The following is a 13,437-nucleotide window of genomic DNA, read 5'->3' on the forward strand; positions in this document are numbered from 1 at the left end:
ATAACCATTAATGATGAAAACGAACATACTTACAGTAATTATAATTTTATGTTTTGCAAATGTTTCCGTAGCACAAAAATATAAATTTGGAAAAGTCTCCAAAGCCGAATTAATTGAAAAAGAACACGCTACAGACCCAGAAGCTAATGCAGCCGTACTTTATAGAGAAATTAAAACATCTTTTGATTATAATAGTGGCGAAGGCTTTTATTTGACCACCGATGTGTTCGAACGAATAAAAATTTACAATAAGGAAGGTTTTGAATGGGCCACCCAAGAGATAGACTTATACCAATCTACTAGTGGTCCAAGTGATGATGTCGCTGGACTTAAAGGATATACCTATTATCTGGACAATGATGGGAAGATGCAAGAGGTGAAATTAAAAAATGATGGAGTTTTTGATGTTGTTGCCAACAAATATTTGCGCAAAACTAAGTTTACTATGCCAGGTTTGCGTGAAGGTTGCGTCATTGAATTCAAGTACACAGTAAAATCACCTTTTATTGGTAATATTGACGAATTTAAATTCCAGGAAACCATTCCTGTAGATAAAGTAAGTGTGCGGTTTTCCGCACCGGAGTATTTTTACTTTCAAACCTACCAAAACGGCTGGATTCCGTATAATATTGAGAAAGGTAGTAAAGAACGCCGCATTATTTTGGGCATGGAAGGTAAATTTACGGGCAGTGGAATTAGGACCAATCGAAAGGTAAAAACAAAAGAGATCACTTTCCAAGAGAATATTTTTAATATAGATATTGAAAATGTTCCCGCACTAAAAGAGGAGGCTTATGCCGGTAATATCAACAATTACGCAACTTCAATAAGATTTGAACTCTCCTATACAGATTTTCCCGGATCAACCATGGATGTCTATTCCACTACTTGGGAAGCGGTTTCAAAAACCACTTATAACAACCTTGAAGATGATTTGGATAGAAAGGGCTATTTCGAAAGTGAGCTGGCAACCGCAACCAAAGACGCTAAAACGCAAGACGAAAAAATACTGGCCATCTATAATTTCGTTAAAAATAAAATGAATTGGAACGGTAATGGCGGCTATTATTCCCGCGACGGTGTAAAAGATGCCTATAAAAAAGAAGTTGGCAATGCCGCAGATATCAACTTAATGCTAATTGGGATGCTTCGTCAGGCAGGGTTAAACGCCAACCCCGTTCTGTTGAGCACCAAGACTCACGGAATTCCCTTATTTCCAACCCGAAATGGGTTCAATTACGTTATTGCGGCAGTAGAGCGCTCAAACGATGTCGTGCTTCTTGACGCTACCGATAAAAATGCAGCTATAGGAATTTTAAATCCGCAGTTAATCAATTGGCAAGGAAGATTAATACGTAAAGATCGAAGTTCTGATTGGGTGCCGTTAACACCAAGTGCCCCTGCTACGCAAAGCTCGTTAGTCAATATTGATTTTAAGGATGATTTCTCTATTTCCGGTAATTCACAAAATAGATTTACAGGACATTACGCGTGGAAATATCGTAAAAATTATACGGATTTGAACGCTGATTCAGCCAGAAAAGAGTTGGAGAAGGAAATGCCACAAACCGAATTATCTGAAGTTAGCTTTGAAAATTTAGAGAAAAGTCAACAGCCTGTCACCTTAATTTATAACTTTGAAGCATTTGATATGGCAGAAGATGTAAGCGGTAAAATTTATTTTTCACCTATGGTATTTTTATCTGAAAAGGAAAATCCGTTTAAACTGGAAGAACGATTATACCCTGTAGATTTTAGCTATGCCCGAAAAGACCGATATATTGTAACAATCAATATTCCGGAAGGATATAGCGTAGCGTCATTGCCCGAAAACGCAGTGTTTAATTTGGGTGAAAATACTGGAAGTTTTCGTTATCTTATCTCACAAGCTGGTAATAAAGTGCAGCTTTCGGTGGAATTTGCAATTAACAAAGCATATATCACAGCCGATGAATATACCGACCTTAAAAAATTCTATGAACTTTTAATAGCGAAGGAACAAGAAAAAGTTGTACTTTCAAAAGCATAATGGATATAAAAAACGCACAAGAAGCAGTTGATGCTTGGATACAGGAACACGGAGTTCGTTATTTTAACGAACTCACCAATATGGCCCAGCTCACAGAGGAAGTTGGTGAGGTGGCCCGAATAATCGCGCGCCGATATGGTGAACAAAGCGAAAAAGAAAGTGATAAAAATAAAGATTTGGGGGAGGAGCTTGCAGATGTTATTTTTGTCGTGCTTTGTCTAGCCAATCAAACAGGTATTAATCTTGAAGAAGCTTTTGAAAAAAAATTGGATCTCAAGACGAAACGTGATCACGATAGGCATCACAACAACAAAAAACTTAAGTAAATGTTTAAAAAAGTAATTAATACTAAGGGGTTTTGGAAATCGGTAATCTCATTGGCGCTTTCATTCGCTATTCTTTTTGCTTTTATAAAATTTGCCATTGAAGGTTTTAAACTTGCCTATTTCACTGAAAGAAATCCGCTACTTTTTATCCTCACACTTCTTGGGGCTGGTTTTGTTTATGGCTTTTTTGTTAGCTTCGGAAAATTTAGGGCGAAGTTGAAGGAAAAAGAGTCCAGACAATGAAAGTTATTCTTAAACGAGGTGCTTTTCCGAAGAAGAACGTGAAAATCAATATCGGCGGTTCTAAAAGTGAATCGAATAGATTATTGATTCTTCAGGCGCAATTCCCGGATATTTTCATTGAAAATCTTTCGGACAGTGATGATACTAAAGTGCTTCAAGAGGGTCTCAAAATTTCAGATGGAATTGTTCACGTTCACCATGCAGGAACCGCAATGCGCTTTCTTACCGCATACTTTTCAGCAAAAGATGGCGTGGAAATCACCCTTAACGGAAGTAAGCGAATGCAAGAGCGACCTATTTCGATTTTAGTAGATGCCTTAAAAAATTTAGGTGCCGACATTGAATATCTTAAAAACGAAGGTTTTCCGCCGTTAAAAATAAAGGGTAGAAATCTTCAGGAGAAAGAAGTTGAAATAAACGCGCATGTTAGCAGTCAATATATTTCGGCATTAATGCTCATTGCGCCCATGCTTCCTGAAGGTTTAAAAATCACTTTAAAAGGGGAGGCTACTTCGGTTCCTTATATAAAAATGACACTTTCACTTTTAGAGAACTTAGGAATTGAGGGAGTTTTTAAGAAAAATACTATAACAGTTTCCAACCTGCCGCAAGGCAAGACTTCAGTAGAAAAAATTCAGAACACCAAATTAACAGTAGAATCTGATTGGAGTTCGGCTTCCTATTTTTACAGTTTAGTAGCACTTTCTGAAAATTGCGAAATGACTTTAGGTAAGTTTTCCGAAGCCGTTTCCGCTGGCAGCCAGGAAAGTTTACAGGGGGATTCTGCTTTGGTGCAGATTTATGATGCTTTGGGAGTGAAGACTGTGTTTGACGCTTCTGATAAAACCATTTCACTTTCAAAAAAGAATATACAATTGCCAGATTCTTTACTCCTCGATTTATCGAATACTCCAGATTTGGCGCAAACAATTGCTGTAACCTGTTTCGGCTTGGGAATAGGTTGCAAACTTACCGGATTACACACATTGAAAATTAAGGAAACGGACAGGCTTTTGGCTTTAAAAAATGAATTGGAGAAGTTGGGCGCTACAATTCAAGTGGATCTAAATTCCTTACATCTTGAGAAATCTTCGCAGATAAAGTCTGAACAAATTATTGAAACCTACCAAGATCATAGAATGGCGATGGCTTTTGCGCCACTTTCCTTAAAGGCAAACCTCATCATTAATGATGCAGAAGTGGTTTCAAAATCATATCCAAATTTCTGGAAAGATATAGAAAAAACAGGTGTTGCTTGTGAATTCTCTTAAAAACTATCTTTAATAAGCACAGTAAAATAGACTGTTAAATGAATGAAACTTGCGCTTTGAACGATAAGGAGAAAATAAACCCTCATTTACTTGACAACGCCTATCTCCAAGTTGTATCTTTGCAGCCGCGTACGCCGAAGCCTTTGGTGAAGGTGAGCCTTTAAAAAATGACTTAGGACTTTATGACCTAAGACATAAGATAAAATATTTTGGAATAGGTTTCTTTAGAAATCGTGTATGTTCTACATCTTATGTCTTTTCGTCTTATGTCGGATTTTAAGTTATTTAAGAACAATCTTTTAATACACACAAGACTAATTATGGGAAAAAAACTTTCAAATTTCAGCTTTGACCTTCCACAGGAATTATTGGCGGAATATCCGGCACCAAACCGTGATGAAGCCCGCTTAATGGTGCTGAATCGAAAAACCAAGACTATCGAGCATAAAATGTTCAAAGATATCATTGATTATTTTGAAGAGGACGATGTTTTGATAACCAACAATACCAAAGTTTTTCCAGCCCGTTTATTCGGAAACAAGGAAAAAACAGGTGCGCGTATTGAGGTTTTTCTTTTGAGAGAATTAAACCCAGAAACCCGTCTTTGGGATGTTTTGGTAGATCCCGCACGAAAAATTAGAATTGGTAACAAATTGTATTTTGGTGATGACGAAACATTGGTTGCTGAGGTGATAGACAATACAACTTCTCGTGGAAGAACGCTACGTTTTCTTTTTGATGGATCGTATGAAGAATTCCGCAACAAATTGACAGAATTGGGCGAAACGCCACTTCCAAAGTATATAAAAAGAGAGGTTGAGCCAGAGGATGCTGAGCGCTATCAAACCGTTTTTGCCAAGATAGAAGGAGCCGTAGCAGCACCTACAGCAGGCTTGCACTTCTCAAAGCATCTTTTAAAGAGACTTGAGATTAAAGGTGTAAAAACGGCTGAAGTAACCCTTCACGTGGGCTTAGGAACTTTTAGCGCCGTTGAGGTTGAGGATCTTTCAAAACACAAGATGGATTCTGAGGAAATGAGTATTGAGCAACCTGCGGTAGATATTATTAACACAGGTATAAAAAACAAAAAACGTGTTTGCGCCGTTGGAACAACTGCTATGCGCGCAGTGGAAAGTTCGGTTTCTACAAACCATACACTAAACGCTTATACGGGGTGGACCAATAAATTCATTTTTCCACCTTACGATTTCAGTATTGCAAACGCTATGATAACAAACTTTCATACGCCTAAATCTACCTTGTTGATGATGGCTTCTGCTTTTGCAGGACATGAATTTATCAAGGAAGCCTATGCTGAGGCGATTAAAGAAAAATACAGATTTTATACTTACGGTGACGCCATGTTGATCATCTAAGAAACTTTTACATAAAACCATAAAAATCCTGATGCGAATCAGGATTTTTTATTTTAAATTCTTTACAGTTTTAAAACCCTAATTACATAGGATGATAAAACGTAGGATTTAAGACAGCATAGTATATTAATATTTTTAAAAAAACCAATCTGGTCGCTGTCACGGGAATCAAGACTTTTGTTTTTTTCTCACGTCTCACGTCTCACCACTTCAAGTCTCTTCTTCTTTAATTTAATTCGTTCTAGGTGGTAATAGAAATTTTAAGCCTTTGGTTTTCACATGTCAAAATAAAAAATTACCTTAGACATCCTTAAAGTAATTCCAATCAGCTGTTTGAATGAAAAAAATTACACTTTTCTTCATAGTTTTTTTTATCTGTTTTACCACCTTTTCTCAAGGAGGTGGCGGTGATATACCTGAAAGCTGGGATTTGAATTTAGAAGTATTACCGGCCGTTGTAAGTCTTCCCCCTTTAAATTTTGAAGCAATAATTCATCAAGATAGCATTAATGATCTTGATAAAAGCATGCCCTGGCGTTACGGGATTGAAAGAACAGTAGATCTCGATATGCAAAGTGGTGGTCTGTGGACCGATTTGCCTAACGGCGGAAAAATTTGGCAAGCGACGATCCAATCACCAGAAGCCTTGAATTTAAGTGTAAATTTTGATGATTTCTTCCTGCCTGCAGGATCACGACTTCAATTATTCAATAATGATCGCACCGATATTACTTCAACATTTACCAGCAAGCAGAATAGAGAAGAAAGACAATTGGGCACTTGGTTTGTAGAAGGTGATATTATTTGGATAGAATATTATCAGCCCCCAAGAACGCAAGTTTCGCCGCGGCTTCATTTAACCAGTGTGATCCACGGTTATAGAATGGGAAGGATAAATGCAATATTTAATGCGCAGCGGGGTTTTGAAACTTCTGGGGATTGTAATTATGATGTTAACTGCCCCATTGGAGATGATTTTGACCAAAAGAAAAATTTATTGAAGAAAGCCGTTGCGTTGCTCAACCTTGGCAATGGTCATTTGTGTTCCGCAGCGCTAATTAACAACGCTTTAAACAATAAAACCCCCTATCTTTTAACCGCAAACCATTGTTTGGAAAACAGCAATCCCGCGCTTTGGAACGTTCGCTTTAATTGGGTAAGCCCTACGCCTGTATGTGGCACGGGAGAAGATAGTGGCGATTTACAAACAAATTTTACCATGAGCGGCGCAACCTTAAAAGCAAAGAATAGCTTGAGTGATTTTGCATTGGTAGAGCTGTTTGAACCTATCCCCGAATCTTGGGATGTCGCTTTTGCCGGATGGGACAATTCTGATGTTAATCCGTTATTTGAAGTGGGAATCCATCATCCAAACGGCGATATTATGAAAATATGCCGTGATGATTCCGGAGCAGAAAAAATAGATGCCAACGGTACCAAGGTTTGGCTTATCGGTGGCGGGGCACACGGAACTGGAAATGGATGGGAGGTAGGCACTACGGAAAGTGGCTCTTCGGGATCTCCTCTTTTTAATGAGCAAGGAAAAATTATCGGACAATTATACGCGGGCCAATCTGCCTGTGTTGGTTTGGAAAATAATCACGATTATGATATTTATGGAAGGTTTGGCGTTTCCTGGAATAGTGGAAACTCCCCCGAAACCCGCTTAATGGATTGGCTGGATCCTGCAAATACAGGAATTACTCATATTGAAACCCTTCAGAATTTATTGAACGTTCCAAACTTTCAACTTATTGGGGAGCTTAAAATCTATCCCAATCCCGCGAGTACCATAATCACAGTTATGAACAATAGATACCCTCATTTATCTTATGTGTTTTCAAACGTAATGGGCCAACGAATCCATTCCGGTTCGCTTTCTAACACCATGAATACCATTCCCGTTGATAATCTTTCGGAAGGAGTTTATTTTCTCCATTTAACAGATGAAGACAGTCAGGATTCCATTACAAAAAAGATATTGATTAAAAGATAAACAGCATAGCTATTCTAAACCTAAAGCGTCTATTCTAACCCAGAAAGGCGCTTTTTTACTTTTAAATAAAGTAATTTTGCAGCATGATTTCAGATAAAAAAGACATACGCGCCCTTTCAAAAGAAGAACTTCGAAGCTTTTTTGTTGGCATTGGGGATAAGGCTTTCCGCGGAACGCAGGTCTATGAATGGTTATGGAGCAAAGGCAGTCATAGTTTTGACGATATGACCAATATCTCTAAGGAAACACGGGCGCATCTAGATGAAAACTTTGTTATAAACCATATTAAGGTGGACCACTTTCAGAAGAGTAGTGATGGTACAATCAAAAATGCCGTAAAGCTCTTCGATGATTTCGTAGTGGAATCGGTTTTGATTCCTACCAAAAAAAGAACCACAGCTTGCGTATCATCCCAAGTAGGTTGTAGTTTGGACTGCACATTCTGCGCCACCGCAAAGTTGAAACGAATGCGAAACCTAAACCCAGACGAAATCTATGACCAAGTAGTTACCATAGACAGGGAAAGTCGTTTATATCACGATAAGCCGCTTTCTAATATTGTTTTTATGGGCATGGGTGAACCTTTGATGAACTATAAAAACGTTTTGGCTTCCATAGAGAAAATCACTTCAGATGAAGGATTGGGTATGTCTCCAAAACGAATTACGGTTTCCACTTCCGGAGTGCCAAAAATGATTAAAAAATTAGCCGATGATGCAGTGAAATTCCATCTGGCTGTTTCCCTTCACTCCGCAATTCAGGAAACAAGGGAACAGATTATGCCGTTTGCCAAAAACTTTACTTTAGTTGATCTTCGGGAAGCATTGGAATATTGGTACAGTAAAACCAATCGAAAGATAACTTACGAATATATTGTCTGGAAAGGGATAAATGATACGTGGAAAGACATTGAGGCATTAGTCACTTTTTGTAAATATGTGCCCTGCAAAATAAATATTATAGAGTACAATCCAATTGACGACGGCCATTTCCAGCAAGCCTCCACAACAGCGATTGATGATTATATAGAAGCCTTAGAACACAATCGTATTCCAGTTACCGTACGTAGAAGTAGAGGGAAAGATATTGATGCTGCCTGTGGCCAGTTGGCTAACAAACAATAAAAAAAGAGCGGCCAAAAGCCGCTCTTTTCAATTCAATATTAAAAAACTTAAATTAGTTTTTTACGATTTTAAAACTTTTAACAGCACCTTCTATAGAAACAGTAGCGATGTAAACGCCAGACTGAAGTCCAGAAATATTAAGAGATTCGTTATTGCTATTTAGTTTTTGGGAAACAACTTGTTGTCCCAACATATTGTAAAGAGCAATTTTTTCCATTGAAGTATTTGAAGAAAGAATCAATTGGTTGTTTGAAACAAAATGTTTGAAGCCTTTGAATTCATTAGTTCCAACAGCCAAAACTCCTGATACCATAACATCATCTATAGAAAGGTAGTCCATATCAGTTACATCATGATGTCTGAAAGCTATATAAATGGTCTCACCACTTAGGCTTGAAAGATCTAATTCACGTTCAAATTGAGTTCCCATGTCACTCGGATCATCGTAAACTTCAGTAAAAGTAACGGTAGCATCTTCTAAGTCAGCAATATCACTGCTTGTGCCAACGTAAACACTGTAATTTTCATTATCCCATTCCGCGGCTGCAGCTTGAACCTTCCAAGATAATTGAACATTGCCACTAGCAGTTGTTAAATCAATTGCAGGAGAAACAATCCAGTTATCTGGAGTTAATGGGGCGGTTTGCCAAGATCTTGAAATTAAAGAAATTGGAGTAACTGGATTTCCGCTAGCATCTGTAACAGCGAAAACATCAGCCCAGTTATTACCGTCACCATCCTCGTCGTAAAGAGTCCAATCTGAAACATCTTCTTCATTAAAATCATCTGAAAAGAAGACTGTTTGTGCACTCATAGCAAAGCCAGCAAATAATGCGGCCAAAAATGTAATTTTTTTCATTTTAATAATTATTAGGGGTTAAAAATATATTTCCAAAAATAGAGTTTAGTCTTGATTATGATGTTGTTTCTCTAGAGTTTAACGCGTTTTTTGATATTCCCAGAAATATTTAAAAACGCTAAGAGACTCTTGCTTTTATTATCTGCTTTTTTAACGAAATTCATTTTCTTTCTTGAGTTTATTTGCATATTATCCAATTATACCCAAAAACGCTGTTCGTAAAGTTCTCTTAAACTCTTTATATTTTGTTGAAATCAATCTATTCTACTTTCATACTTGCTTAAATCTATCACTCAAATTTAACTATCTTTGAACCTTTATGAAGATAGTTTCACGCATCAAACTTCCCATTGAAAAAGAAATGGAGCTTTTTGAAAAAAAGTTCTCTGCTTCCATGTCTTCAAAAGTTTCTTTGCTGAACAGAATCACGCATTATGTTGTAAACCGAAAGGGTAAACAGATGCGCCCTATGTTCGTCTTTCTCATCGCAAAAATGACTGGAAATGGCGAAGTAAACGAACGCACCTACCGCGGAGCTTCGGTTATCGAACTGATACACACAGCGACATTAGTGCATGACGATGTAGTGGACGACAGTGATCGGCGTCGCGGCTTCTTCTCCATCAACGCACTTTGGAAAAACAAAATCGCCGTGCTTGTTGGCGATTATTTACTTTCAAAAGGATTGCTGCTTTCCATAGATAACGACGATTTCGATCTTCTGAAAATAATCTCAGTTGCCGTTCGTGAAATGAGTGAAGGCGAATTGCTTCAAATTGAAAAAGCCAGAAGATTAGATATTACCGAAGAAGTCTATTTTGAAATAATCCGTCAAAAAACCGCGACGCTTATTGCCGCGTGTTGTGCCATGGGGGCTCGCTCAGTAATGGCTCCAGATGAAGAGGTTGAAAAAATGCGAAAGTTCGGTGAGCTTATCGGTACGGCTTTTCAGATAAAAGATGATCTTTTTGACTACGGAAACGAACACATTGGGAAACCTACCGGCATCGATATCAAGGAACAAAAAATGACGCTACCTTTAATATATGCGCTCAATAATTGTACTTCCGAAGAAAAAAAGTGGATTATCAATTCCGTTAAAAACCATAACAAGGACAAGAAACGCGTTAATGAAGTTATTGCTTTTGTAAAAAATAATGGCGGTCTGGATTATGCGGTTCAAAAGATGAAGGAATATCAACAGGAAGCGCTTGTTCTTCTGGAAAACCATCCCGCTTCGCCTTATAAGGATTCACTGGAGCTAATGGTGAATTACGTTATCGACAGGAAAAAATAGTGTTCAGTATTCAGTGGTCAGTATTCAGTGTTTTATCATTCAATATTGAGCAATTTAATTCCAATCAATGGTTGCTGTCATTATTCCGCGTTTCTCAACCGTTTGCTGCGAAGTAAGTTCGTGATCCGTAAAATTGAGACTTGAATGATTTTAACCACAACCTGAAACTTGAAACCTTTGTCCGCCGAAGCTTAAGCGTAGGTGGATGAAACTTTTTTCTTTTCCAGACAACCATTTCTTAAAAGTCTGCGTCTATATAAATAGAAGCGTCTAACAGCGAAGCCTATTTTGAAAATTATATCACTACATAAAAACTATTCAAAACTTATTGAGAAAGCATCCAAAGGCGATCGCCGGGCGCAACATCAGTTGTTTGAAATGTTTTCGCCAAAAATGCTGGGCGTTTGCAGACAGTATCTGAAAAACAATGATTTGGCCGAGGAAGTGATGCTTTCAGGATTTCTGAAAATGTTTAAGAATTTAAACAATTTTAAAAACGAGGGCAGTTTTGAAGGATGGATACGAAGAATAATGGTGAATGAATCTATTTCACAACTTCGGAAAGATAAAAAGCTGCATTTCATTTCAGAAACTGAAATAGAAAACACGCAAGAACATTCCGCATACATTGAAACCGAACTGGAAGTAAATGAAATACAGAAAATGATTGATTCCCTTCCAGATGGTTACAAAACGATTTTTGTGCTCTATGCAATAGAAGGTTATAAGCACAGCGAAATTGGCGAGATGCTTCAGATAAGCGAAAACACTTCAAAATCACAACTTTTTAAAGCACGAAAAATGCTTCAAAACAGAGTTAAACAACAAAATAATATTAGTTATGGCTCCTTATAAATTAGAAGATAACATACGCGAAAAGCTGGAGGCGAGGGAAATTAAACCTTCTGCAGGGGCTTGGGAGAAATTGGAAACAAAATTGAACGCTGAACAGCCTAAAAAGAAAAATGTGGGCTGGTATTATATGGCTGCAAGTTTTGTGGGAATCTTAATCTTGGCTTCTGTCTTCTTTAGCCAAACCCCTGATGAACCAAAATCTCAAATAGTAAAGGAAACTATTGAACTGAAAACCCCTGAAAGTAAATCTGAAATAGTTACTGAGAATTCTGAAGTTGTAGATATTCTTTCTGAAGAAAACAATGCAGAGAAAGATAATACCGAAGCTAAGAAAAACGATAACAGGAATCCGTTAAAACCAGTTCCACAGAAAAAAAGTCCGGTGGAGCGAAAGTATGAAAGGGATAAAGTCATTGCCAAAACTACGGATCAAGAAAAGCAGTCTCCAGATTCAGAAACGCAAATCGCGAACGAGGAAGACGCACTTTTCAATCAAAAAATAGACGAAGTAGTAGCCTCCGTAAAGAATCTTCAAGAAAATAACAATGAAGTAACAGCAAGAGAAGTGGAGCAACTACTTACCGATGCTCGCCGTGATATTCAAGCCCAACGGATTCTTAAAACCCCGAAGGTAGATGCAACTGCACTCCTCCAGGATGTGGAATGGGAACTCGAAAAAAGCTTTAGAGATAAGGTTTTCGATGCGCTAGGTGAAGGATTTAGGAAAATAAGAACTGCCGTTATCGAAAGAAACGAATAGGGATTTTTCAATGTTCAATAATCACTTTTCAATAAACAATAAACAATAAACATTCATCATCATCAATCAAAAATCGAACACTTATGAAAACATTAATCACGTTATGTTCAGTTCTTACAATTTGGGTATTATCTAGCACTTATGTCTATGCACAGAAATACCCCGATTGGACAAAAGCTGAGATTGAAAAGCTTGATTCTTTAAAGGAAAATATAGTTCTAGAAGAAAAATCCAGTCTAAAGGATAAAGTCGAAAGTATAAACGTCCGTTTACAAAGCGGTGCACTTTCAGAAGCCGAGGCCGAAACCTTAAAACAGGAAGCGGCAGAAAAACATGCTCTTAACATTGAAAACCGCATGGCAATCGTGAATAATCAACTGGCTTTAATAGAACGGAATGGCATAGACTCTACCAAAATTCACGGGAGTAGTATTATCATCGGTTTGGGTGATAAAGATTTAAATAATTCTCGATTATGGGGAGTGCAGGTAAAGGAAGGCTCTGTTAAAAAAAATGTAAAATATGATAGACGTACTACTTCTGGAGCAGTGGTTGCATTTGGGCTTAACAACGCAATTACAAAAGGTGAGTCCTTGGAAGATTCCGACTTTAAAGTAGCAGGAAGTCGTTTCTTTGAGATGGGTTGGGCTTGGAAAACACGCGTTTTCAAAAACTCGAACTGGTTGCGGGTTAAATACGGCATAGCTCTTCAGTTTAATGGTCTGAAGCCAACGGATAATCGTTATTTTGTAGATGCTGGTGAAGCAACCGAACTGCAAACCTATCCGCTAAATCTTAAAAAGTCAAAATTACGAATGGATAATCTGGTTATCCCTATCCATTTTGAATTTGGTCCTTCAAGAAAGAACGAAACTGAAGAATATTTCAGATATTCAACTGACAATCATTTTAAAGTAGGGATAGGAGGATATGCCGGTATTAATTTAGGTGCGCGCCAAAAACTGAAGTTTAAAGAAGACGGCGAAAATCAAAAACAAAAACTGAAAGCCAACTATAACACCAACAATTTTATTTATGGTCTTAGCGCTTATGTGGGATGGGGAGCCGCTTCACTTTATGCAAAATACGATCTAAACACTATTTTTAAAAATAATCCAATAGACCAACGAAACATTTCTCTCGGTGTCCGTTTTGATATAGATTAGCCAAAAATCCATTCATTATTCGTTTGTTTATTTAACCTGCAAGGTTTCCCCTTCGTCCTTAGACCGCGTGTCGCTGAAGCTTTACGGCCTTCGTAGCCACTTCGGCGTAGTAGGCTAGCGGAGGCACAAGCTTTT

The 13,437-nt window shown here is 37.8% G+C and carries 12 protein-coding genes; 11 read left to right on the plus strand and 1 reads right to left on the minus strand.

Annotated features, from left to right (window positions below):
* Window positions 1–10 precede the first annotated feature (10 nt).
* The 7 genes from G440_RS0117855 (at window position 11) to rlmN (ending at window position 8,365) form a co-directional block, all read left to right on the plus strand.
* Window positions 11–2,029: a DUF3857 domain-containing protein gene (locus tag G440_RS0117855; protein WP_084426891.1), complete on the plus strand. Its 2,019-nt coding sequence runs from the start codon at window positions 11–13 to the stop codon at window positions 2,027–2,029.
* Window positions 2,029–2,355: a nucleotide pyrophosphohydrolase gene (locus tag G440_RS0117860; RefSeq protein ID WP_026452544.1), complete on the plus strand. Its 327-nt coding sequence runs from the start codon at window positions 2,029–2,031 to the stop codon at window positions 2,353–2,355. The genes G440_RS0117855 and G440_RS0117860 overlap by 1 nt, the downstream gene beginning before the upstream one ends.
* Window positions 2,356–2,598, plus strand: a complete 243-nt coding sequence (locus tag G440_RS0117865) for a hypothetical protein (protein WP_026452545.1) — start codon at window positions 2,356–2,358, stop codon at window positions 2,596–2,598. It abuts the gene before it with no gap.
* Window positions 2,595–3,869: a 3-phosphoshikimate 1-carboxyvinyltransferase gene (locus G440_RS0117870; RefSeq protein WP_026452546.1), complete on the plus strand. Its 1,275-nt coding sequence runs from the start codon at window positions 2,595–2,597 to the stop codon at window positions 3,867–3,869. Before G440_RS0117865 ends, G440_RS0117870 begins: the two co-directional genes overlap by 4 nt.
* 320 nt (window positions 3,870–4,189) lie before the next feature.
* Window positions 4,190–5,245: a tRNA preQ1(34) S-adenosylmethionine ribosyltransferase-isomerase QueA gene (gene queA / locus G440_RS0117875; protein ID WP_026452547.1), complete on the plus strand. Its 1,056-nt coding sequence runs from the start codon at window positions 4,190–4,192 to the stop codon at window positions 5,243–5,245.
* 337 nt (window positions 5,246–5,582) lie between these two features.
* Window positions 5,583–7,241, plus strand: a complete 1,659-nt coding sequence (locus G440_RS20365; RefSeq protein WP_051285457.1) for a T9SS type A sorting domain-containing protein — start codon at window positions 5,583–5,585, stop codon at window positions 7,239–7,241.
* Window positions 7,242–7,324: 83 nt separating this feature from the next.
* Window positions 7,325–8,365: a dual-specificity RNA methyltransferase RlmN gene (gene rlmN, locus G440_RS0117885; protein ID WP_026452548.1), complete on the plus strand. Its 1,041-nt coding sequence runs from the start codon at window positions 7,325–7,327 to the stop codon at window positions 8,363–8,365.
* Window positions 8,366–8,417: 52 nt separating this feature from the next.
* Here the strand turns inward: rlmN and G440_RS0117890 are convergent, their stop codons facing one another.
* Window positions 8,418–9,224: a T9SS-dependent choice-of-anchor J family protein gene (locus tag G440_RS0117890; RefSeq protein WP_026452549.1), complete on the minus strand. Its 807-nt coding sequence runs from the start codon at window positions 9,222–9,224 to the stop codon at window positions 8,418–8,420.
* 319 nt (window positions 9,225–9,543) lie between these two features.
* On the opposite strand from G440_RS0117890, the gene G440_RS0117900 reads away from it, so the two are divergent.
* From G440_RS0117900 to G440_RS0117915, 4 genes are all read left to right on the plus strand, one after another.
* Window positions 9,544–10,521, plus strand: coding sequence for a polyprenyl synthetase family protein (locus G440_RS0117900; RefSeq protein ID WP_026452550.1), 978 nt, complete (start codon window positions 9,544–9,546; stop codon window positions 10,519–10,521).
* 288 nt (window positions 10,522–10,809) lie between these two features.
* On the plus strand, window positions 10,810–11,376 hold the full coding sequence (locus G440_RS0117905) for an RNA polymerase sigma factor (RefSeq protein ID WP_026452551.1): 567 nt from the start codon (window positions 10,810–10,812) through the stop codon (window positions 11,374–11,376).
* A complete protein-coding gene (locus tag G440_RS0117910; protein ID WP_026452552.1) occupies window positions 11,363–12,136 on the plus strand; it encodes a hypothetical protein in 774 nt (257 codons plus the stop codon). The genes G440_RS0117905 and G440_RS0117910 overlap by 14 nt, the downstream gene beginning before the upstream one ends.
* A gap of 83 nt (window positions 12,137–12,219) precedes the next feature.
* Window positions 12,220–13,302, plus strand: coding sequence for a hypothetical protein (locus tag G440_RS0117915; RefSeq protein WP_026452553.1), 1,083 nt, complete (start codon window positions 12,220–12,222; stop codon window positions 13,300–13,302).
* The last annotated feature ends 135 nt before the right edge of the window (window positions 13,303–13,437 follow it).

This window comes from Aequorivita capsosiphonis DSM 23843, from assembly GCF_000429125.1.
Taxonomy (GTDB): Bacteria; Bacteroidota; Bacteroidia; order Flavobacteriales; family Flavobacteriaceae; genus Aequorivita; species Aequorivita capsosiphonis.

Bases quoted from the DNA above. Each gene is read 5' to 3' on its own strand.
- G440_RS0117855 (WP_084426891.1), top strand. From the start codon at position 11: ATGATGAAAACGAACATACTTACAGTAATTATAATTTTATGTTTTGCA.
- G440_RS0117860 (WP_026452544.1), top strand. From the start codon at position 2,029: ATGGATATAAAAAACGCACAAGAAGCAGTTGATGCTTGGATACAGGAA.
- G440_RS0117865 (WP_026452545.1), top strand. From the start codon at position 2,356: ATGTTTAAAAAAGTAATTAATACTAAGGGGTTTTGGAAATCGGTAATC.
- G440_RS0117870 (WP_026452546.1), top strand. From the start codon at position 2,595: ATGAAAGTTATTCTTAAACGAGGTGCTTTTCCGAAGAAGAACGTGAAA.
- queA (WP_026452547.1), top strand. From the start codon at position 4,190: ATGGGAAAAAAACTTTCAAATTTCAGCTTTGACCTTCCACAGGAATTA.
- G440_RS20365 (WP_051285457.1), top strand. From the start codon at position 5,583: ATGAAAAAAATTACACTTTTCTTCATAGTTTTTTTTATCTGTTTTACC.
- rlmN (WP_026452548.1), top strand. From the start codon at position 7,325: ATGATTTCAGATAAAAAAGACATACGCGCCCTTTCAAAAGAAGAACTT.
- G440_RS0117890 (WP_026452549.1), bottom strand. From the start codon at position 9,224: ATGAAAAAAATTACATTTTTGGCCGCATTATTTGCTGGCTTTGCTATG.
- G440_RS0117900 (WP_026452550.1), top strand. From the start codon at position 9,544: ATGAAGATAGTTTCACGCATCAAACTTCCCATTGAAAAAGAAATGGAG.
- G440_RS0117910 (WP_026452552.1), top strand. From the start codon at position 11,363: ATGGCTCCTTATAAATTAGAAGATAACATACGCGAAAAGCTGGAGGCG.
- G440_RS0117915 (WP_026452553.1), top strand. From the start codon at position 12,220: ATGAAAACATTAATCACGTTATGTTCAGTTCTTACAATTTGGGTATTA.